General features: G+C 69.7%; 17 protein-coding genes. 3 read left to right on the forward strand and 14 right to left on the reverse strand.

Translation table 11 applies throughout. The features are described 5' to 3' along the window. Window positions 1–99: 99 nt before the first annotated feature. Window positions 100–306 (reverse strand): cold-shock protein, encoded by a 207-nt coding sequence (locus DFR69_RS32075; RefSeq protein ID WP_019044597.1) that lies wholly within the window; start codon window positions 304–306, stop codon window positions 100–102. A 515-nt stretch (window positions 307–821) separates the two neighbouring features. Here DFR69_RS32075 and DFR69_RS32080 point away from each other — a divergent pair. Next, the gene (locus tag DFR69_RS32080; protein ID WP_244198565.1) at window positions 822–3119 is read left to right on the forward strand and encodes a DEAD/DEAH box helicase; all 2298 of its coding nucleotides are present in this window, start codon (window positions 822–824) and stop codon (window positions 3117–3119) included. Between the two features lie 299 nt (window positions 3120–3418). Here the strand turns inward: DFR69_RS32080 and DFR69_RS32085 are convergent, their stop codons facing one another. From DFR69_RS32085 to ssd, 7 genes are all read right to left on the reverse strand, one after another. Beyond that, window positions 3419–3793, reverse strand: a complete 375-nt coding sequence (locus tag DFR69_RS32085; protein ID WP_110041434.1) for an Rv3654c family TadE-like protein — start codon at window positions 3791–3793, stop codon at window positions 3419–3421. Continuing rightward, window positions 3790–4104, reverse strand: a complete 315-nt coding sequence (locus DFR69_RS32090; protein ID WP_208644082.1) for a TadE family type IV pilus minor pilin — start codon at window positions 4102–4104, stop codon at window positions 3790–3792. Before DFR69_RS32090 ends, DFR69_RS32085 begins: the two co-directional genes overlap by 4 nt. Window positions 4105–4145: 41 nt before the next feature. Beyond that, window positions 4146–4355 carry a DUF4244 domain-containing protein gene (locus DFR69_RS32095; RefSeq protein ID WP_167456481.1) on the reverse strand — a complete coding sequence of 70 codons (210 nt, stop codon included), beginning with the start codon at window positions 4353–4355 and terminating at the stop codon, window positions 4146–4148. Window positions 4356–4427: 72 nt separating this feature from the next. Beyond that, window positions 4428–5012 (reverse strand): type II secretion system F family protein, encoded by a 585-nt coding sequence (locus tag DFR69_RS32100; protein ID WP_110041456.1) that lies wholly within the window; start codon window positions 5010–5012, stop codon window positions 4428–4430. 698 nt (window positions 5013–5710) lie between these two features. Further along, a complete protein-coding gene (locus DFR69_RS32105) occupies window positions 5711–6499 on the reverse strand; it encodes a type II secretion system F family protein (protein ID WP_110041457.1) in 789 nt (262 codons plus the stop codon). A gap of 687 nt (window positions 6500–7186) precedes the next feature. Then, the gene (locus DFR69_RS32110; protein ID WP_110041435.1) at window positions 7187–8368 is read right to left on the reverse strand and encodes a TadA family conjugal transfer-associated ATPase; all 1182 of its coding nucleotides are present in this window, start codon (window positions 8366–8368) and stop codon (window positions 7187–7189) included. Beyond that, the gene (gene ssd / locus DFR69_RS32115; protein ID WP_110041436.1) at window positions 8365–9468 is read right to left on the reverse strand and encodes a septum site-determining protein Ssd; all 1104 of its coding nucleotides are present in this window, start codon (window positions 9466–9468) and stop codon (window positions 8365–8367) included. The genes DFR69_RS32110 and ssd overlap by 4 nt, the downstream gene beginning before the upstream one ends. A 349-nt stretch (window positions 9469–9817) precedes the next feature. On the opposite strand from ssd, the gene DFR69_RS32120 reads away from it, so the two are divergent. Continuing rightward, window positions 9818–10678 carry an HAD-IB family hydrolase gene (locus DFR69_RS32120; RefSeq protein WP_110041437.1) on the forward strand — a complete coding sequence of 287 codons (861 nt, stop codon included), beginning with the start codon at window positions 9818–9820 and terminating at the stop codon, window positions 10676–10678. A 422-nt stretch (window positions 10679–11100) separates the two neighbouring features. Here DFR69_RS32120 and DFR69_RS32125 read toward each other — a convergent pair whose 3' ends face one another. The 6 genes from DFR69_RS32125 to DFR69_RS32145 form a co-directional block, all read right to left on the reverse strand. Next, complete coding sequence (locus DFR69_RS32125) at window positions 11101–11847, reverse strand: oxidoreductase (protein WP_110041438.1); 747 nt, start codon at window positions 11845–11847, stop codon at window positions 11101–11103. An 11-nt stretch (window positions 11848–11858) separates the two neighbouring features. After that, window positions 11859–12023, reverse strand: coding sequence for a hypothetical protein (locus tag DFR69_RS34715; protein WP_167456482.1), 165 nt, complete (start codon window positions 12021–12023; stop codon window positions 11859–11861). A gap of 224 nt (window positions 12024–12247) precedes the next feature. After that, window positions 12248–13921 carry an ABC transporter ATP-binding protein gene (locus DFR69_RS32130; protein ID WP_110041439.1) on the reverse strand — a complete coding sequence of 558 codons (1674 nt, stop codon included), beginning with the start codon at window positions 13919–13921 and terminating at the stop codon, window positions 12248–12250. Then, window positions 13918–14847, reverse strand: coding sequence for an ABC transporter permease (locus tag DFR69_RS32135; RefSeq protein ID WP_110041440.1), 930 nt, complete (start codon window positions 14845–14847; stop codon window positions 13918–13920). Before DFR69_RS32135 ends, DFR69_RS32130 begins: the two co-directional genes overlap by 4 nt. Beyond that, entirely contained in the window at window positions 14840–15766 is a 927-nt protein-coding gene (locus tag DFR69_RS32140) for an ABC transporter permease (RefSeq protein WP_110041458.1), read from the reverse strand. Before DFR69_RS32140 ends, DFR69_RS32135 begins: the two co-directional genes overlap by 8 nt. 60 nt (window positions 15767–15826) lie before the next feature. Further along, the gene (locus DFR69_RS32145; RefSeq protein WP_244198567.1) at window positions 15827–17428 is read right to left on the reverse strand and encodes a peptide ABC transporter substrate-binding protein; all 1602 of its coding nucleotides are present in this window, start codon (window positions 17426–17428) and stop codon (window positions 15827–15829) included. A gap of 386 nt (window positions 17429–17814) precedes the next feature. On the opposite strand from DFR69_RS32145, the gene DFR69_RS32150 reads away from it, so the two are divergent. Beyond that, window positions 17815–18677: AMP-binding protein (locus tag DFR69_RS32150; RefSeq protein ID WP_146229478.1), on the forward strand; the 863-nt coding region annotated here is incomplete at its 3' end.

Below are 18677 nucleotides of genomic sequence, written 5' to 3' on the forward strand. Positions count from 1 at the left end.
CATCGTGGCCTGGGAACTTCTGGGCGACCTTACCCCCGAAATGGCTCGTCCCCCACCTCCGCGCGGAGGTGGGGGACGGGCGTAGTTTCGATTCGCAGCTCAGGAGAGCGCGCGAACGCCGGTGGCCTGCGGGCCCTTGGTGCCCTGGCCGACCTCGAACTCGACCTTCTGGTTTTCCTCGAGGGTACGGAAGCCCGTGCCCTGGATCTCCGAGTAGTGGACGAAGACGTCAGCGGAGCCGTCCTCGGGCGCGATGAAGCCGAACCCCTTCTCCGCGTTGAACCACTTCACAGTTCCCTGTGCCATTCTGTTCCTTCTCTTTCTTACCGGAACGGCGGACAACTGGGTTCGTCCACCGGGTCCGTTCCGACCGCTGTACTGTGGGTCCCCCTGCAAGGAAAGCCTGAGCACGGCGTTCGCAACATCGATCCTGCTGATGGTTGGACTTTCGATCCGTCCCCTCGAACACAGAAGCTTGCGACCAGGACCCAGTGAACCATGTCTCCGAGCAATTCAACAGTCGAGTTACCGACAATTTGCAAAATTCTTGATCTTGCGAATGCGCAGGTGAGGGACAGATTGGGTGTATCCGTACTTTCAGTCTGTTTGCTTCTCGATAACCGGGTGAGCTTCCAGCAAACCACCTGTGACCCAGGTCGCTATTGGGTTACGAAATCGCAGGTAGCGCTTGGGGCACACACACGTTTCACACTCCCGGCGTGGCGTGAGAGGGCGATGGGATGAATCCGGCAGACCGGACCGAGCTACGACCGCCCGCGCGGGGCGAGAGCTACGGGCGATCGTTGCTGAATCGTGTCCTGATGGAGGCGGCCGCCGGCGGCGACCCGTTGACCCATGTCGCGGAGCTGCCCGCCGAGCGCGCGCGGACCACCGATTGGCCGCTCTGGGTGCCATCGGAGCTGGTCAAAGCCCTGGAGCTGATCGGCATCGAGCGGCCGTGGGAGCACCAGACGCGGACCGCCGAGCTCGCCGCGGCCGGCAACCACGTCGTCGTCAGCACCGGAACGGCGTCGGGAAAGTCGCTCGGCTACCAACTGCCGGTGCTCGCGGACCTGCACGACGACCCGCGGGCCACCGCCCTGTACCTGTCCCCCACCAAGGCGCTCGGCGCCGACCAGCTCCGCGCGGTCGGGGGGCTGATCCACGACAACCCGCTGCGTGAGGCGCATCCAGCGAGCTACGACGGCGACACCCCCGCCGAGGTGCGCCAGTGGGTGCGGGCCAACGCGCGCTGGATCTTCACCAATCCCGACATGCTGCATGTCGGCGTGCTGCGCTCGCATCAGCGCTGGGCGCGAGTGCTGCGCAATCTCCGCTACGTGGTCGTCGACGAATGCCATTCCTACCGGGGCGTGTTCGGTTCCCATGTCGCCCTGGTGCTGCGCAGGCTGCGGCGCTTGGCGGCGTTCTACGGCGCCGACCCGGTCTTCATCCTCTCCTCGGCGACCAGCGCCGACCCCGCCGCGTCGGCGAGCAGGCTCATCGGCGCGCCCGTCACCGCGGTCACCGAGAACGCCTCACCGCGTGGTGCCAGGACGGTGGCCCTGTGGGAACCGCCGCTGAGCACGGCGCTGACCGGCGAGAACGGCGCACCCGTCCGGCGCACCGCGACCGGAGAGGCCGCCAAGATCATGGCCGCGCTCGTCGCCGAGGGCGCACGGACGCTCACCTTCGTGCGGTCACGGCGCGGCGCCGAGCTGATCGCGCTCGACACCCGCCGGGTGCTCGCCGAACGCGCCCCTGAGCTGCGCGAACGGGTGGCGGCCTATCGGGCCGGGTACCTCGCCGAGGACCGGCGGGAGCTCGAGCGGTCGCTGTCGGAGGGCACGCTGCTCGGTGCGGCCAGCACCAACGCGCTCGAACTCGGCGTCGACATCGCCGGGCTGGATGCCGTGGTCATCGCGGGTTTTCCGGGCACGGTGGCGTCCTTCTGGCAGCAGGCCGGACGGGCGGGCCGCCGATCACAGGGCTCCCTGGTGGTGCTGGTCGCCACCGACGATCCGCTCGACACCTACCTCGTCCACCATCCGGCCGCCCTGCTCGACCGGCCGATCGAAGCCACCATCACCGACCCCTACAACCCGTACGTCCTCGGTCCGCAACTGCTGTGCGCGGCCATGGAACTGCCGCTCACCGATGCCGAGGTGACCGAGCTCAGGGCCGATGACGTGCTCGCCGACCTGGCCGAACAGGGCCTGATCCGGCGCCGCCCCGGCCTGCGCGGCGCACCGCCGCGCTGGCACGTCACCGCGCGGACCCAACCGCACGACGCCGTCGACGTGCGCGGTGGACTCGGCACGCCGGTCGCCATCGTCGACGCCGAATCCGGCCGGCTGCTCGGCACCGCCGACGCGGGCCGGGCGCCCGCCACCCTCCACGCAGGCGCTGTCCACCTGCACCAGGGCGAGTCCTACCTCGTCGACGAACTCGACCTCGACGGTGGCGTCGCCTTCGTCACCGAGGTCGATCCGGGCTACACCACCAGCGCCAGACAGGTCACCTCGATCAGCATCGAAGCGGTCACCGAGGAGCGTGTCTTCGGGACGGTGACCGCGGCATCCGCCCAGGTCGCGGTGACGAACCAGGTCGTCGGGTACCTGCGCACGCTGGTCACCGGCGAGGTGCTCGACCAGATCGAGCTCGATCTGCCAGCCCAGACACTGCACACCAAGGCTGTCCTCTACACCGTCACGCCTCGGCTGCTCACCGCCGCGGGCATCTCCGACGACGAGCTGCCGGGCGCCCTGCACGCGGCCGAGCACGCCGCGATCGGCATGTTGCCGCTGGTCGCCGGCTGCGACCGCTGGGACATCGGCGGCGTCTCCATCGCCGAACACCCCGACACCGGCGCGCCGACCGTGTTCGTCTACGACGGTCAGCCCGGCGGCGCCGGCTTCGCCGAACGCGGATTCGCCCAGCTCACGGACTGGCTCACCGCCACCCTCAGTGTGATCCGCACCTGTACCTGCCTGGACGGCTGCCCCTCCTGCGTCCAGTCACCCAAGTGCGGCAACGGCAACAACCCGCTCGAGAAGGACGCCGCCGCGCGCCTGCTCGACGCCGTACTGGGCGAACTGCGCACGGCTGCCGTTTCGTGATGCCGTCGCGCCGGGCACGTGACCGGCGCTACACCTCGCTCCGAGAATGCTGGTCGCTCGACCTATTTTCCGTTGACCAGCACCGACGGGACACCGCCGCACCGTCGCGCGAATAAAAAGGACAACTCTTCTGTTAACTGGCCTATTGCCAACTGGCGCTCGGCCAACCAGCGGACCATTGATTTCGTTTAGTTCTCCCCTCATAAAAGAATGTGCATGCAATTGCCGAGAATGGCTCTTGCCGAATTACGTATTAGTTCGGCACGGAACAACCACCGACCAGTGTTGGTACTTCCGAGTCACCCACTCTCGTCCACTGGCCCGGCGCGCGCGGTGGCTGAGACGGTGCGGGCGCCGAACACCCCGAACGACACCTCCGCCTCCACCGCGACAACCACATCCCACTGCTCGACGACACACCGCCGCACACTCACGCCCATCCGCCTCGCGAGCGTCCCTGCCTCGGCGCAACCCGCCTCCGGACCCTCGGTCAGAAGACTCGCCGCCGCGAGCGAGCCGAGGTCCGCCGCGGCCTGCGCGCGATGGCGAGCAACCACCGCCGCACCCACCTGAGCGATCACCACGGTCAGGACGATCAGTCCCGCCAGCGCGACGCAGGCGAACGCCGTCGCGCCACCTTCGTGGTTCGTCCGCCGTGTCGACGCACCGGTCATCGGTCGACGCCCGGCTCGGTGACCGCCACCGCCTCGGCTCGCAGCCGCAAGCCGGGAAGCAGCGGAGTGGCCGCGGTGACGAAGGCCACCACGCGGTCACCTTCACCTCGGATCTCGACCTTCGCCCCGGCGGGAGCGACGGACTGTGCCGCGGCGACGGCCCGCGCGGTGTCGCCGCGCGCGGCCAGCCGGGCCGCCTCGCGGGCCGCGTCGACACAGCGCACCTGGGTCGACGCGGCGAGCAGAGCTCCGACGCAGAGGGCGACCGCGCAGACCAGCGCGGCGAGAGCGATGGCGGCCTCGACCGTCACCGCGCCCACGTCGTCACCGAGAATACCTGTGCGGCAACGATTTACACACTCGTGGCGAGCGCCTTGTCGATGATCTGGGTCAACGCGTTGACGATGCTGTCGCCCGTCACCACGCCGTACAGCACCGCACCGAACGCGGCGGCCGCGATCGTGCCGATCGCGTACTCCGCGGTCGACATGCCGTCGTCGTCGATCAGCAGGCGGGTGAGCCGGGTCCGCGCTCCTATATATACGACGCGTACGAATGTCATCGTAATCCCCTCTCCTTCCACATCGCGCGGCCGATCCGCGCGATGACGTCTCGATGGCCTCGCCGACCGCGGTCACAGCAGGCCGCCCTCGCCGAGGACACGGTCGGCCAGGCCGATCACGACGGGGACGATGCCGAGGCAGACGAACGCGGGGAGGAAGCACAGACCGAGCGGGCCACCGATCAGCACGCCCGCACGCTCGGCCCGCGCGACCGCCGCGTCCTCGACCGCTTCACGCCGCTGGGCGGCGAGTTCGCCGACCGCGGCGGCCAGCGAAGCGCCCGAGCGGGCCGACCGCCGCGCCATCCTGGCCAGCGACTCCACCTCCTCGGCGCCCGCCGACCCGGCGGCATCAGCGGACGCGCGCTCCCACGCCGTCGCCGCGTCCGCGCCGAGCGCCAGCAAGTCCGCGGCTCGCAGCAGCGCCGCGCGCAGGACCGGCGGCGCGGTCGGCGCACTGGCCCGTGCGGCCGCCGCCATCGGCAAGCCGGCGCGCAGGCACGCGGCCAGCAGATCGAACGCCGACGCCGAGCCCAAAGGGTCCGCCTTCACCGGCCCCTCGCTGTCACCCGCCTGGTCGCCTCGAACCGCGCCGATGGCCCGCATGCGCCTGTTGACCGCCACCCGTCCCGGTATCGACACCACGGCCACCGCCATGACCAGCAGCGCGGTCGGCGACGCCGAACCTGAAATGCCCACCACCGCAATCCCTCCCCTACGTTCGAACGGACCAAGACCCCGCACAAGCGCGAGCGCACTGCCCGATAGCGCTCCCGCACCGCACGATTCGGGCGCCGCCACGTGACCTCCCTGCCCGCAACCACCGCGCGCCTTCCGGCCGCCATCAGGGCTATTGGCAGCCCCCGAATCGAAGGGCTGCCCGCGACCGCGCCGGCGTGGCGACCATGGAATTCGGCCGCGGGCATAACGCGCACGCCTAGCCGTTGACACGTGTCCGGCGACCGCTAGGCGCAGGTATCTGCGGCGACCTTTCGACTCGCATCGCCGCAAGGTCGATCGAAATCAGCGGCAAGGCTCCGCAACGCTGTTGGCCCAGCGGCGCGGTCGAGCTACCACGGCCAGCGTCCCGGCCTGAACCTCCACAGCGAGCGTCCCGACAGAGACCCCACAGCCAGCGCCCCAACGGGAACCCCACAACCAGCGCCTCAACAGCAACCCCGCAGCCAGCGCCCCAACAGGAACCCCCACAACCAGCGCCCCAACAGGAACCCCACACCAGCGTCGCAGTGGAGACCCGGCCAGCATCACGGTCGATGTGCCCAGCGGCGGTCTGCGGCGCAATTTGCTTCGCTCCGGACTACGACCGCGTTTCGTGCCGACCTGATGGCGAGTGTTCAGGTGGTGCCTCGGCGGGTGATGACATCTGTCCACAGGAGTCCACAGGAAGCGAGGGCTGCTCCGAGTGGGAGGAGGAATTCGCCTGCGGGGGACGTGAACAGGATGGTGAGGGGGTCGGCGCCCATCAGTTGGCCGAGGGCGATGCCGATCAAGGGGAGGCCCGCGAGGACGGTGGCCGAGGCGCGGGCGCCGGCGAGCGCCGCCTCGGTGCGATCGCGGAAGCGGGTGCGGCCGAGGAGATCGGTTCTGGCCGCCGCGAGGAGTTCCGCCAGTGCGAGGCCGTGCGTCTCGGCGACGCGCCACGCGGTGGCGATGCGGGACAGTTCCTCGGCGACAACCGAATCCGGCAGCACCCAGCCGTCGGCGCCCGAGCCGCCGAGCCTGCTCCGCCCCGCGCTGATCGCCAGCACCCGCGCCGCCTCACCCCGCGACTCGGCTGCGGCGGCCTCCGCGGCCGCGCTGGGATGCGCGCCGACGCGCAGCTCCCCGACCACAGCCTCGAGCCCGGCCAGCAGATGCGCGCACTCCGCACGCCGAGCCCGGTCACCACGACCACGCCGATTCCGCACCACGAGGGTGACCCCCACAATCAGTGCCGCCGCCCCCGTCCCGATGCCGAACCCGAACGCCGTGCAGCCCAGTCCGATTCCTGCACACCACTCCACAGGAACCCTCCGTCGCACCTTCGCACTGTCCACAGCGAACACCCGGCTGAACCGACGCCGACCACCCGCCGACGGCAGTAGCACGACAGCCATCGCACAAACGACCAACCCGAGAACCATCGCCACCCCACCAGTCCCGAACAGACTCATTGCGACACAACATGTTCGACTCCGATCCGCCCGCGCCACGGCAGCCAGCAGAACCGCCGGCCCCGAGGTGGGGCACCGCCACCACACCGGCACCTGCGCGCCCATCAGTGCGCGCTCCCCCATCGATGCGTGCGCCCACGTCGGCACATGCGCCCACGTCCGCCACCGAGATGGACGGGCCGGAAATTGTGGCCCCCGGGACCGACGCGGAGGTGGATATCGCCGACTCGGTGGACGATCCTGGTCCGATGGCTGTGGCAGATCTGCTGCGAACCGCTTCATCGGCAGGGTTCGCAGTCTGTGGAACAGGCGAGGGCCGGCTGGGATCACTCGGCAGGATGACTCCGCCGGGGATCGCCTGAACCCCGGAGGGGCTTGTGGTGAAGACCGCGACGGCCAGCTCGTAGCGGGGAGGTGGGTCCCGGTCCGGGTTCGTGGTCGAGGTGCCGGCCGCCGAGGTGCCGGCGGTCGAGGGCTGTGAGCCGGGGGTGCGCCGGGTGTACGGCGTGTGGACGGGCAGGGGCGCGGTGAGTGCGGCTGTCACGCGGTGCGCTTGGCGTGTTGTCCAGTGGCGCAGGCGGAGTGGACGGGCCGCGCGGTGCGAGGCTGGAGTGTGGGCGTCGGTGCGGATGGGCCAGGCGCCCGCAACGGTGGTGTTCATCGGAGTCGCCTTTCGATGAGGTGGGTGAGGGTGGCGGCGGCCGGGGTCGGGGTCGCGTCGGAGCGCCAGGCGGGGATGACGCGGACGCCGGTGGGGTCGCGCTCCAGGACGCCGATCTCGCGGAGCGCCCTGGTGCCGTCGGCGCGGCGGTGCACGTGCAGCACCACTTGGACGGCGGCGGTCAGCTGGCTGTGCAGGGCGGCGCGGTCCATGCCGCCGAGCGCGGCCAGGGCTTCCAGGCGGGCCGGGACTTCCTGCGGCGAGTTGGCGTGGACGGTGCCGGCCCCGCCGTCGTGACCGGTGTTGAGCGCCGTGAGCAGGTCGACGACCTCCGCGCCACGGACCTCCCCGACCACGATGCGATCGGGGCGCATCCGCAGGGCTTGGCGGACCAGGTCGCGCACCGTGACGGCACCGACGCCCTCGACATTGGCGGTGCGGGCCACCAGCCGGACCACATGGGGGTGCACGGGCGCGAGCTCGGCGGCGTCTTCGACGCAGATGATCCGTTCCGCCGGATCGACGGCGGCGAGCAGCGCGGACAGCAGGGTGGTCTTGCCGGCGCCGGTACCGCCGACGACGAGGAACGCGAGGCGGGCGCGGACGATGTCGGTGAGCAGGGCGTGCGCGGCGACGGGTAGCGACCCGGCGGCGGCGAGTGCGTCGAGCCCCTGGGTCGCGGGCCGCAGGACACGCAGCGACAGGCAGGTGCCGTCATGGGCGACGGGCGCGAGCACCGCGTGCAGGCGGACGCCGAACGCGTCGCCGAGCGTCGCTTCGACGCCGGTGAGCTTGCCGTCGACCCAGGGCTGGGCGTCGTCGAGGCGGCGACCGGCGGCCAGGGCCAGGCGGTGAGCGAGCCTGCGCACCGCGGCCTCGTCGGCGAACCGCACATCGGTCTGTTCCAGCCCGTGCCCGCGATCGATCCACACCGCCTCGGGCCCGGTGACCAGCACGTCGGCCACCCGGGGATCGTGCAGGAGTGGTTCGAGCAGGCCCGCGCCGGTCATCTCGGTCTGCAGCAGGCGCAATGCCCGCAGCAGGTCGGTGTCGGCGAGAACACCGCCGGCTTCCGCTCTGATGGCGGCGGCGAGCTGGGCGGCATCGGGGGCGGCGGCGTGCTCGGCGAGCCGTTCCCGGACGCGTTCGAGCAGCTCGGCGGTGACGAAGGTGGTCATCGCGGATCAGCGCCGACCATGGCGAGTACGGCGTCGGCGGCGTCTCGCAGCGGGCCGCGCCTGCGCACGCTCAGGCCGCCGCGCTCGAGGCGGGCCGCCAGACCGGCCTGCCCGCGCACGGCCGCCAGCAGTGGCAAGCCGAGGACCTCGGCCACCTCGGCGCCGCGCAGGCCACCCGGCGCCGGACCGCGAACCACCAAGCCGCGGTTGGGGTTCCGCGCCCCGAGGTACGCGGCCAGCACCTCGGCCGCGGCCACCGCGCGCAGCCGCGCCGGGACGACGAGGACGACGAGATCGGCGGCATCGACCATCGCGTCGGCCGCCGGACCACGCTCACCGGAGACATCGCAGACGACGAGATCCCCTGCCGCTCTGCCGGATTCGATGACGGCGCGCACCGCCGCAGGAGTCAGCTCGACGGGTGGGCGGTCCGCGTGGTGGCGGCCACACGAGAGCACCGCCAGTCCCGGCGCGGCGGCGGGCAGGGCGCTGTGCAGCGCCGCCGCCGACACCCGGCCGTCCTCGATGACGAGGTCCGGCCACCGCAGCCCGGCGACGTTCTCCATGCCGAGCACCAGATCGATCCCGCCGTCGAGGGGCGCGCCGTCGATCAGCACCGCCGCTGGGCGCACCTCGCGCGCGGCGCCGCGCAGGGCGATCGCGGCGGCCAGTGTGGACGCGCCTGCGCCGCCGCCCGCACCGGCGACCGCGACCACCACTCCCGCGCCGGTCCGCGCCTCGGCGTGCACGGCGAACTGTTCGACCAGGTCGACAGCGCCGCCGGGCAGTGCCACCACTCGCTCGGCGCCGACCGCCGTGGCGGCCTGCCAGTCTGGCACCGCGGGTTCGCCCTCGGTGACGAGCACGATCCCCGGCCGCCGGGGACAGCCGGCCTCGGCCGCCGCGAGGGCGGCCGCTGTATCGAGGATCACCACCCCGGCCCCCGACCACGCGTGCCTGCCGACCGGCATGGCCCGTTCGTCGGTGTGGCGTTCCGCGGCGGCCGCGACGCGGCGCACTTCGGCGCGCAATCGGGGATCGCGCACGAGGACCAGTGCGGGTGCGAGGCCGACGGTGGGCGCGGTGGCGAGGCGGTTCATGCAGATCAGCGTGGTCGAGCCACGACCGAGCGGAAAGGCCGAACAGCCCGGTTGTGGACAACTCGGGGCTGTGGAGAACTTCGACGAACGTCCCGGAAATAGAGGACGGCCCCAGCCGGGGGGGAGGAGGCTGGGGCCGTCGGGTTCAGCCCCGGGGGGTCGGGCTGAACGCGCCTGGACCATGTCCAGGTGCCAGCAATACTACACCCATCCCCCGGCGCGGGCGCAAGTAGCGTTCGCCACCATCTTCGGGCGATTCGCGCCCTCCGGCGTCCCCGCGGCAAACCTCGCGGACGCGTCGCGCGAGGCCCTTCCTGCGCGGCGCGCCCGGGATGCCTATCCTGTTGGCGTGACGGACGAACACGACCAGACTCCGCCTACGCAACCGAGACTCGCCCCTTCGGGCCGCGCGCCGGCGGCCGGCGGACGCGTCGCCGCCTTCTTCGATCTCGACAAGACGGTCATCGCCAAGTCGAGCGCGTTCGTGTTCAGCAAACCGTTCTACGCGCAGGGTCTGCTCAACCGCCGGGCCGTGCTGGAGAGCAGCTACGCCCACTTTTTGTTCCTGCTCTCCGGGGCCGATCACGACCAGATGGAACGAATGCGGGCAAACCTCGCCAACATGTGCGCCGGCTGGGATGTCGAGCAGGTGAAATCCATTGTCGCCGAGACGCTTCACGATCTGGTCGACCCGCTGATCTACGCCGAGGCGGCCGACCTGATCGCCGACCACAAGATCCGCGGACACGACGTGGTGATCGTCTCGGCCTCCGGCGAGGAGATCGTCTCGCCGATTGCCGAGGTGCTCGGCGCCTCGCACACCGAGGCCACCCGCATGGTGGTCGAGGACGGCAAGTACACCGGCGACATCGAGTTCTACTGCTACGGCGAGGGCAAGGTGGCCGCGATCGAAAAGCTGGCCGCGAGTGAGGGTTACGACCTGTCGCGGTGCTACGCCTACTCGGACTCGGTGACCGACCTGCCGATGCTGAGCGCGGTCGGTCACCCGACGGCGGTGAACCCCGACCGCGCCCTGCGCAAGGAGGCCGTTTCGCGCGGCTGGCCGGTGCTCACGTTCTCCAATCCGGTGTCGCTCTGGTCTCGTTTCCAGACCCCGTCGAGCACCACCGTGGCGGCCACCGCGGCGGTCGGATTGAGCGCGATCATCGCGGGCGCCATCAGCTACCGGCTGCTCCGGAAACGGCGCTGACCTGCGCCGGACAAGCACGAATCGCCCGGCGACACGCCGGAAACCGCGGTATTCGGTGATGCCTGAGAAATGCTTGATGTGAGTGCCATCACAGTGTAAGAATGGAGGCACGGAAGGACGGAAGGCCAAGACGGAGCCGGAAGAGAAGGTTTCGCCTCCCATCCCACCCTTCCCAGCACGGACGCCAGGCACCCACGCGGAGCGCGCCGCGACAAGGGCAGCAGAGTTGTGGGCCTGCGAAATTCGGGCAGTCGTCGGCGAGGGCCTCGCACAGGTTGCGGGGATGAACCGACGGGGTTCGGATGATCGCCGAGGCCACCGAACACAACCCACCTCAGCACGCTTGGTAACCGGGTGCTCCGTGCTCAGCGGGCGGTGACGTCGAGTAATCGACAGCACCGCCCGTTTCACGTGTCAGGGGGTCAGCCCGCGGCCGCGTCGGCGATCGAGTTGGCTTCGCGGGCACCGTCTTCCAGCGCGGCCGTGCAGAACAGGACCCAGCCGCCGACCCCCTCGGGGGTGCCCATCCCGAAGCCCGCCGCCGCATCCAGGTAGGCCTGCCTGCGGCGCAGCCAGAACACCTCGGGGACGCCGAGGCTGCGCGGGTCCAACCCGCTCGATACCGCGACCAGGCGGGCGGCCGCTCGCGCGACGACACCGTCGGCGGTGCCGAACGGGCGCAGCGTCAGCAGCTCGCCGTGCACGACCGCGGCGATCACCGGGGCGGGCGCCTTGCTCACCTGGATGGTCTGGGCCAGCATGTCGAGGCGCTCGGCGACGCCGGGGGTGGAGCGCGGCCTGCCGAGTTCCTGTTCGTCGCCGACCAGGTCGGCCGCCGCGAGCAGGTGCAGCCTGGCCAGCGCCTGCAGCGGAGCGCGCTGCCAGGTGCCGACGAGGTTCGTCAGCGCGTCGCCGTCGAGCGCCTGGCCGACGCGCAGCGCGCCGGCCAGCACCGGATCGCTGACCCTGCCGTCGGCGGGCAGATCGGTGCTCGCGCCCTCGATGGCCGCCGACGAGCGCGCGGCCCTGACCGCGGCCTCGGCGGCCGTGGTCGCCCAGCCGCGCCGGTTCGACCGGTGCCGGTGCACCGCGGCGAGCGCGTCGCGGGCCTTGTCGGCGGCTTCGCGCACGCCGGGCAGGTCGACCAGGGGCTGTAGCGGATCAGTCACGGCATACGAGGCTACCGTTCGAGCACCGCGCCCCCGACGACCACATCCAGCCCGCGCACCCGGATCCAGCTGCGATCCGGCCACGGCACCTCGGCCAGCCGCTTGGCCGCGGGCGTGCGCGCCCGCCGCCGCCGTGATTCGAGCTCGGCCCGCCGTTCCGCGTCGATCCGATCCATCGGCCGTCTCCTGCCCCTGCGATCCGCTCTCCCTCCGACTCCCCCAAGTTACGCCGTTGCCCAGCGACAACGCGGCGAATTCCACCCTCGGAACGACACGAAACAGGCGCAGCGGCGGACCGTCCGGTTGACCCACCAGCGCGCCGCAGGGTGAGCTCACCGGGCCACCCGGCCGCCGCGGCGGGTGATGCCCGTCCACCGCCGCGAGCCGGGAGATGCCGGACTCAGCCCAGGAGCAGCTCCCGTCCCGGAATCGCCTCGAGCAGCTCGCGCGTGTACTCCTGCTCGGGCGCGGCGAACACCTCGTCGGTCGTCGCCGACTCCACCACCTTGCCCGACTGCATGACGAGCACGTTGTCGGCGATCTGCCGGACGACGGCCAGGTCGTGGGTGATGAACAGATACGTCAGCCCCAGCTCGGCCTGCAGGTCGTTGAGCAGGGTGAGGATCTGGGCCTGCACCAGCACGTCGAGGGCCGAGACGGCTTCGTCGCAGACGACCAGTTCGGGCGAGAGCGCCAGCGCCCGCGCGATGGCCACGCGCTGACGTTGCCCGCCGGACAACTCGTTCGGATAGCGGCGCAGCACCGAGGACGGCAGCGACACCTTGTCGAGCAGGTCGCGGACCACCGCCTCCCGCTCGGCGGCGGTGCCGATCTTGTGCACCCGCAGCGGCTCCTCGATCGTGCGGAAGATCGAGTACATCGGGTCGAGCGAGCCGTAGGGGTTCTGGAAGATCGGCTGCACGCGGCGACGGAACGCGAAGGCGCCCTTGGCATCCAGCGTGCTGACGTCCTTGCCGTCGAAGGCGACCGTGCCCGAGGTCGGCTCGAGCAGGCCGAGCACCATCTGCGCGATGGTCGACTTCCCCGAGCCCGACTCGCCGACGATCGCGGTGGTGGTCCCGCGTTCGACGGTGAAGCTCACGTCGTCGACGGCGACGAAATCCGTGGACTGCCACGGCCGCTTGCCGCGAATCTTGAACGCCTTGGTCAGGTTTCGCGCCTCGAGCACGGTGTCACCGCCGGCGTGCTCGGACTCGGCCACCTCCACCGCCTGCGCCCGCACCGCGGCCCGCTGCCGCGACGACGACATCCGCTGCGCCGCGAGCGAGGGCGCCGAACTCACCAGCTTCTTGGTGTACGCGTGCTGCGGATCGCGCAGGATCTGCAGCGCGGGACCGGATTCCACGACCCGCCCGCGATACATCACCACCAGGTGTTCGGCGCGTTCGGCGGCCAGGCCGAGGTCGTGCGTGATCAACAGGACCGCGGTGCCGAGTTCGGTGGTGAGCTGTTCGAGGTGCCCGAGGATCTGGCGCTGCACGGTGACGTCGAGCGCGGAGGTCGGCTCGTCGGCGATGAGCAGCTTCGGCCTGCACGACAGGCCGATGGCGATGAGCGCGCGCTGGCGCATGCCGCCGGAGAACTCGTGCGGGTACTGGTTCACCCGCCGCGCGGCGTCGGTCATGCCTGCCTCGGTGAGCAGTTCGATCGAGCGTTCGCGCGCGGCGGCGCCGGTGGCGATGCCGTTGGCGGCCAGCGTCTCCCGGATCTGGAAACCGATCTTCCAGACCGGGTTCAGGTTCGACATCGGGTCCTGCGGGACCAGGCCGATGCCGTTGCCGCGGATCGCGACGATCTCCTTCTCGGAGGCCTTGGTGAGGTCCTTGCCGTCGAACACGATCTGGCCGCCGGTGACCTGGCCGGTGCCGGGCAGCAGGTCGATGATCGCGTGCGCGGTCGTCGACTTGCCCGATCCGGACTCGCCGACGATGGCGACGGTCTGCCCCGGATAGACGGTGAGATTCACGCCGCGGACGGCGGGCACCCGCTTGCCGTCGGAGGTGAAGCAGACATCCAGATCGCGGATCTCCAGCAGCGGCTTGTCGTCGGTCATCGGGTGCGCTCCTTCGGATCGAGCGCGTCGCGCACCGCGTCACCGAGCAGGATGAAGCTCAGCACCGTGATGGCCAGCGCGGCCGCCGGATAGAACAGGATCGGCGAGGTACGGATCTCGGTCTTCGCGCGGGCGATGTCGGCGCCCCAGGCGACGATGTCGGGCGGCAGGCCGACGCCCAGGAACGACAGCGTCGCCTCGGTGACGATGAAGACGCCGAGCCACAGCGTCGCCACCACGATCAGCGGCCCCGCGGAGTTCGGCAGCACGTGCCGCACGAGGGTGCCGAGCCGGGAGACGCCCAATGCCTTGGCGGCGGTGACGTATTCGCTGTTCTTGGCCTCGATCACCGCGCCGCGGGTGATCCTGGCCGCCTGTGGCCAGGTGAAGGCCACCAGGATCAGGATCACCGTCGTCACCGTCGCGGGCCGCAGCAGCTGCAGCAGCACGATCGCGGCCAGCACCATCGGGATGGCGTAGAAGATCTCGGCGATGCGCGAGACGATCGTGTCGAGGATGCCGCCGTAGAAGCCCGACACCGCGCCGAGCACGCCGCCGACCAGCAGGAACAGGATCGCCGAACCGATACCCACGCTGACCGAGGCGCGCGCGCCGTAGATGGTGCGGGCGTAGATGTCGCAGCCCTGCTTGTCGAACCCGAACGGATGACCGGTCCGCGGCCCGTCCATGCCGAACTCGCCGAGGCACTGGCGCGGATCCTGGCTGGTGAACAGCGACGGCCACGCCACGACCAGCAGGACGAGCACGATCAGCACCATCGCCACCAGGAACACCGGATTGCGGCGCAACCGCCGCCACGCGTCGCCCCAGATGCTGGTGGGGGTGCCCTGGTCGACCACCCGGTCGGTCGCGAGCACCTCCACCTCGTCGGCGGGGGCCACGAAATGCTGTTGACTCTCACGCATAACGGATCCTCGGGTCGAGCGCGGCATAGAGCAGGTCGATGACCAGGTTGGTCAGCAGGAACACCACGACGAGCACCGTCACGAACGACACCACCGTCGGCGGCTCGCCGCGGGTGATCGCCTGGTACACGGTGCCGCCGACACCCGGAATGTTGAAGATGCCCTCGGTGACGATCGCGCCCGCCATCAGCGCGCCGAAATCGGCGCCGAGGAAGGTCACCACCGGAATCATCGAGTTCCGCAGGATGTGCACCGACACCACCCGGCGCCGGCTCAGTCCCTTGGCCGTCGCCGTGCGCACGTAGTCGGCGGACTTGTTCTCCGCCACCGAGTTCCTGGTCAACCGGAGCACGTAGGCGAACGAGAGCGAGCCGAGCACGAAGGCGGGCACGAGCAGCTCGCCCAGACTCGCCTTTCCGCTGACGGTCACCGGGGCGATCCCCCATTTCACGCCGAGCAGGAACTGCGCCAGATAACCGACGACGAACACCGGCAGGGCGATGATCACCAGACTCGCGATCAGCATCGTCGAATCGAACAGCTTGCCCTTGCGCAGGCCCGCGATCAATCCGAACAGAATGCCGAAGAAGCCCTCGATGAGCACCGCGAGAAAGGCCAGTTTGATGGTGATCGGGAAGGCGCGCTCGAGCTCCTCGCGCACGGGCCTGCCCGAGAACGAGGTGCCGAAATCGAGGGTGAGGATCCCCTTCAGATAGTGCAGATACTGCATGATGAACGGCTGATCGAGGTGGTACCGGGCGCGCAGCGCGGCCTCGGCCGCCGGGGTCAGCGGTTTCTCACCGGCCAGCGCCTTGATCGGGTCGCCGGGGATCAGGAACACCATCGCGTAGATCAGCAGCGTCGCGCCGAGAAAGACCGGAATCATCTGGAGCAGGCGCCGAAGTATGTACCAAGCCATCATTCCTCCGAAAACGACTGGGGCCGAGCCACGTGAGTGGCCCGGCCCAGCTCCGAGTGCCTATTTCTCGATGTTCTCGAAGTCGAACAGGCCGTTCCAGGCGAGTTCGGCCTTGGCGACACGGTCGGAACGACCCGCCGCGGCGACATAGTCGAACACGGGGATGTCGGCCATGTCCCTGATCATGATCGTCTGCGCCTGCGCGATCAGCTTGTAGGACTCCGCCTGGGTCGGCGCCGCCATCGCGGCGTCGAAGAGCCGGTCGACCTCGGGGTTGTTGTAGTCGACGTTGTTGGTCTCGGAGTAGCTGTAGTACTGCGAGGACAGGAACTGCATCATCGTCGGGTAGTCACCCTGCCAGCCGTAGCGGAAGGCGGTGCCGATGGTCTTGGCGTTGACCGCGTCGCGGACGTTCTTGAACGTCGGGACGGGGCTGGCGACGGCGTCGATCCCCAGGGTGTTCTTGACGCTGTTGGCCACGGCCTCGATCCAGGCCTGGTGGCCGCCGTCGGAGTTGTAGGTGATCGTGTACTTGCTCCCGGCCCACGGCGACATCGCATCGGCCTGCGCCCACAGCTTCTTGGCCTCGTCCGGGTTGTAGTCGAACACCTCGGCACCGGGCAGGTTGGGGTTGAACCCGGGCAGGGTGGCTGCGGTGAAATCGCGCGACGGGGTGCGCAGACCATTGAAGATCTTCTCGATGATCTGCGGCCGGTTGATCGCCATGGAGATGGCCTTGCGGCGCAGCACGCCCTCCTCGCCGGCGAAGTGCGGCACGGAGGTCTGGATGCCGATGTGCTGGTTCTGCGCGGTCGGCTTGGTGATCGCGCGGTCGCCGAGGTCGGCCTTGTAGGTGGTCAGCGCGCTGTCGGGAATGGTGTCGAGCGCGTCGAGGTTGCCGGCCTGGAGATCGGCGTAGGCCGTCTCGTAGGACTGGTACATGGCGAAGCGCAGGCCCTTGTTCTTGGCCGGGCGGCCGCCGGGGTAGTCCGGATTGGGCTCGAGATCGATCTTGACGTTGTGTTCCCACGTCTTGAACCGGTACGGGCCGTTGCCGACCGGGTTCTCGCCGAAGGCCTTCATGTCCTTGAACGCGGATTCGGGCAGCGGGTAGAACGGCGCGTAGCCGAGGGCGCTCTCGAAATCGATCGAGGGGGATTTCAGTTCGACGGTGAAGGTGCGATCGTCGACCACCTTCAGGCCCGACATCGTCTGCGCCTTGGGCTGTTCGGCATTCACCTCGTCGAAACCGGCAATGGGGGTGAACACGTAACTCTGCAACTGCGCGTTCGTGGCGAGGGCGCCGTAGTTCCAGGCGTCGACGAACGACTTGGCGGTCACCATGGTGCCGTCGGTGAACTTCCAGTCCGGCTTGATCGTGATCCGATACGACTTGCGATCGGTGGTCTCGATCTTCTCGGCCATCTCGTCGTGCGCCTCGCCGTTGGCGTCGTAGTACTTGAGCCCGGCGAAGAGGCGGTCGACGACGCGGCCGCCCATGTTCTCGTTGGTATTGGTGGGTACCAGCGGATTCTGCGGTTCCCCCGCGTTGGTGGTGACGATGCCGTCCTCGGCACTGTCATCGGATGAGCACGCGGTCAAGCCAAGGCTTGTGGCCAGCAGGCCCGCGGCGATCAGCGCAATCGCTCTGTTGAATCTCAACGCTCTCTCCCGGTTCGATTCCGTGGCGTAACGCTCGGAGGTTAGCCACTCCGGCCCGATTTTTCAGTGAACCGAGCCTTTTTCGCTTCACATGTATCCCTACGGTTACTCGTCGGAAACGCAGGAATATTTGCCGAGCCCCTCTCACCCAGCAGAAAAATATGAACAATTCTCGGAACCATCAGCTGAACGGTTGATTCAAAACGATAGCCCGCGACCGCCCGGTCTGTCCGCGAAGTCATCGGATGAAGCAGGTCGGTTGACCACCCCGAAACCCAGCCGATACAACGCCACCGCGAGGGCCCCCGGGTTGACTACTGTCGAGGTGGCAGGGGCCACCCCGCCCGACCGACCCGACCGCACGAGGCATGTGAGGCTGATTCGACATGACCGAAACCGCTGCAGGACACCAGGACTCGTATCCCCCGAGCGCGGAGTTCGCCGCCTCCGCCAACGCGGACGCCGCCCTCTACGAGCGCGGCGAGACCGACCGCGACGGCTTCTGGGCCGAGCAGGCGAACCGGTTGCACTGGCACACGCCGTTCACCCAGGTGCTGGACTGGTCCGACGCCCCGGTGGCGCGCTGGTTCGCCGACGGCGAGCTCAACGTCGCCTACAACTGCGTCGACCGCCACGTCCTAGACGGGCACGGCGACCAGGTCGCCATCCACTGGGAGGGCGAGCCGGGCGATTCCCGCGACATCACCTATCGCGAACTGCTCGAAGAAGTCTCGCGCGCCGCCAACTACCTGACCGAACTCGGCCTCGAGACCGGCGATCGCGTCGCGATCTACATGCCGATGGTCCCCGAGGCCATCGTCTCGATGCTCGCCTGCGCGCGACTGGGCCTCACCCACTCGGTGGTCTTCGCCGGCTTCTCGCCGAGCGCGCTCCGTCAGCGGGTCGACGACGCCGAGGCCAGGCTGATCATCACCACCGACGGGCAGTGGCGGCGCGGCAAGCCCGCACCGCTCAAGGAAGCCGTCGACGAGGCGCTGGCCGCCAAGGGTGACGTGCCGTCCTCGGTGGAGCACGTGCTGGTGGTGCGGCGGGTGGGCACCGAGGTGCCGTGGACCGACGGCCGCGACCTGTGGTGGCACGAAACCGTCGCCGCCGCTTCGCCTTCGCACGAAGCACAGCCCTTCCCCGCCGAGCACCCCCTGTTCATCCTCTACACCTCCGGCACCACCGGAAAACCCAAGGGCATCCTGCACACCAGCGGCGGCTACCTCACCCAGACCGCCTACAC

It is taken from the genome of Nocardia neocaledoniensis (genome assembly GCF_003182135.1).
Classification (GTDB): domain Bacteria; phylum Actinomycetota; class Actinomycetes; order Mycobacteriales; family Mycobacteriaceae; genus Nocardia; species Nocardia neocaledoniensis.

What these genes read in the sequence shown, in the direction of transcription:
- DFR69_RS32075 (WP_019044597.1), bottom strand. Translation starts at nt 306, where the DNA reads ATGGCACAGGGAACTGTGAAGTGGTTCAACGCGGAGAAGGGGTTCGGC.
- DFR69_RS32085 (WP_110041434.1), bottom strand. Translation starts at nt 3,793, where the DNA reads ATGACCGGTGCGTCGACACGGCGGACGAACCACGAAGGTGGCGCGACG.
- DFR69_RS32095 (WP_167456481.1), bottom strand. Translation starts at nt 4,355, where the DNA reads ATGACATTCGTACGCGTCGTATATATAGGAGCGCGGACCCGGCTCACC.
- DFR69_RS32110 (WP_110041435.1), bottom strand. Translation starts at nt 8,368, where the DNA reads ATGACCACCTTCGTCACCGCCGAGCTGCTCGAACGCGTCCGGGAACGG.
- DFR69_RS32100 (WP_110041456.1), bottom strand. Translation starts at nt 5,012, where the DNA reads ATGGCGGTGGCCGTGGTGTCGATACCGGGACGGGTGGCGGTCAACAGG.
- DFR69_RS32130 (WP_110041439.1), bottom strand. Translation starts at nt 13,921, where the DNA reads ATGACCGACGACAAGCCGCTGCTGGAGATCCGCGATCTGGATGTCTGC.
- DFR69_RS32105 (WP_110041457.1), bottom strand. Translation starts at nt 6,499, where the DNA reads ATGGTTCTCGGGTTGGTCGTTTGTGCGATGGCTGTCGTGCTACTGCCG.
- DFR69_RS32080 (WP_244198565.1), top strand. Translation starts at nt 822, where the DNA reads ATGGAGGCGGCCGCCGGCGGCGACCCGTTGACCCATGTCGCGGAGCTG.
- DFR69_RS34715 (WP_167456482.1), bottom strand. Translation starts at nt 12,023, where the DNA reads ATGGATCGGATCGACGCGGAACGGCGGGCCGAGCTCGAATCACGGCGG.
- DFR69_RS32135 (WP_110041440.1), bottom strand. Translation starts at nt 14,847, where the DNA reads ATGCGTGAGAGTCAACAGCATTTCGTGGCCCCCGCCGACGAGGTGGAG.
- ssd (WP_110041436.1), bottom strand. Translation starts at nt 9,468, where the DNA reads ATGAACCGCCTCGCCACCGCGCCCACCGTCGGCCTCGCACCCGCACTG.
- DFR69_RS32140 (WP_110041458.1), bottom strand. Translation starts at nt 15,766, where the DNA reads ATGGCTTGGTACATACTTCGGCGCCTGCTCCAGATGATTCCGGTCTTT.